Below are 1,681 nucleotides of genomic sequence, written 5' to 3'. Positions count from 1 at the left end.
AGGCTGATGACCAGCGGAGTACCGGTGACTGGCGAGGTAACCGAAGCAACGTAAGTGACCACGCCGCCTTCAACAGCGCTCGCGGTAGCGGTCAGGGTGACAGTCGACGTATCAATCGAATCCGTCACAGCGGTAACGGCCGCGGTTGGGCTGACTTCGAGGTGTTCGAAATCACCACCGGTGGTGCCGGTGATAGTGACACTGACGTTGCCGCCATCTACATAGACGGTGTTCTGCGGCGCGGGGAAGGTGATGGAACCTTCGCTTAAACCCTTGCCAATGGTGATGGTCTCGCCGTTGCTCAGCGAAATCTTCATCTCCGTGCCGGTCGGGTTGGTCAGGCGAGCGGTATAGGTGATCTCGCCGCCTTCCTGCACCGTACCGGAGGCCGACAGGGTCAGGCCGGTGGTGTCCAGACGGGCCGGGTCATCGGTCACAACGGTGGTCGGCGTGCCGGCGGTTTCAAGGTGTTCGTAGTTGCCACCCGTCACACCGGTGATGCTGTTGGTCAGCGGGGTGTTGGTGTTCAACACGTTATTCGGAGCAATGAAGTCCACCGAACCGCTGGAAGCGTTGACCGGGATAGTGATCGACTGACCGTTGGCGAGGCTGATGACCAGCGGAGTACCGGTAACTGGCGAGGTAACCGAAGCGACGTAAGTAACCACGCCACCTTCGACCGCCGAGGCAGTGGCGGTCAGCGTTACGGTGCTGGTATCGATGCTGTCGGTAACTGCGGTTACGGCTGCAGTCGGGCTGACTTCCAGGTGCTCGAAGTCACCACCGGTGGTGCCGGTGATGGTGACGCTGACATTGCCGCCATCCACATAAAGTCCGGGTTGCCGTAGTCCAGGCCGAAATCGGTGAAGCCCATGTTCGCCTGCTTCCAGCGGATCATGCCGTAGCCGTCGTCACGCAGGATCACCACGGTGACGTGCATGTTCAGGCGCACGGCGGTTTCCAGTTCCTGGCTGTTCATCATGAAGCCGCCATCGCCACACACCGCGATCACCGGACGGTCCGGATAGACCAGGTGCGAGGCCATGGCCGACGGCAGGCCCGCGCCCATGGTCGCCAGGGCGTTGTCCAGCAGTACGGTGTTGGGCTTGTGCGCCTTGTAGTTGCGGGCGAACCAGATCTTGTAGATGCCGTTGTCCAGGGCCACGATGCCTTCGGACGGCAGGGCGCGACGGATATCGGCGACCAGGCGCTGCGGGTAGACCGGGAAGCGGTCGTCGTCCTTGCCTTCGGCGATCTGCGCTTCGTTGGCCTCGCGGATCGCCATCAGGCGGGTGAAGTCCCAGTGCGACACGTCGCCCAGGCCTTCGCCGATCTGCCACACGGCGTTGGCGATGTCGCCGATCACTTCGATCTGCGGGAAGTACACGGCATCGACTTCGGCAGAGCGGAAGTTGATATGGATGACTTCGGTGCCGCCGCGGACCATGAAGAACGGCGGCTTCTCGATCACGTCGTGGCCGATGTTGATGATCAGGTCGGCAGCCTCGACCGCACGGTGGACGAAGTCACCGGAGGACAGCGCGGCGTTGCCGAGGAAACGCGGGTTGCGCTCGTCGACCACGCCCTTGCCGAGCTGGGTGGTGACGAACGGGATGCCGGTCTTCTCGATCAGTTGTTCGAGGACCTTGGCGGTCATCTTGCGGTTGGCGCCGGCGCCGAT

Annotated in this window: 1 protein-coding gene and 1 pseudogene; both read right to left on the bottom strand. The window is 62.5% G+C overall.

Annotation, left to right across the window (positions count from 1 at the left end; all coding sequences use genetic code 11):
* A partial coding sequence (locus V0R59_RS31675; protein ID WP_330105863.1) for an immunoglobulin-like domain-containing protein occupies window positions 1-827 on the bottom strand: 827 nt, incomplete at its 3' end.
* Window positions 818-1,681: pseudogene (locus V0R59_RS31670) on the bottom strand (thiamine pyrophosphate-dependent enzyme); the annotation flags it as partial. The pseudogene V0R59_RS31670 and the gene V0R59_RS31675, both read right to left, overlap by 10 nt.

Source organism: Pseudomonas ulcerans (assembly GCF_036324125.1).
GTDB lineage: Bacteria > Pseudomonadota > Gammaproteobacteria > Pseudomonadales > Pseudomonadaceae > Aquipseudomonas > Aquipseudomonas ulcerans.
The sequence above is the reverse complement of the archived record's forward strand: the minus strand, read 5'-3'. Positions and strand labels throughout refer to the sequence as shown.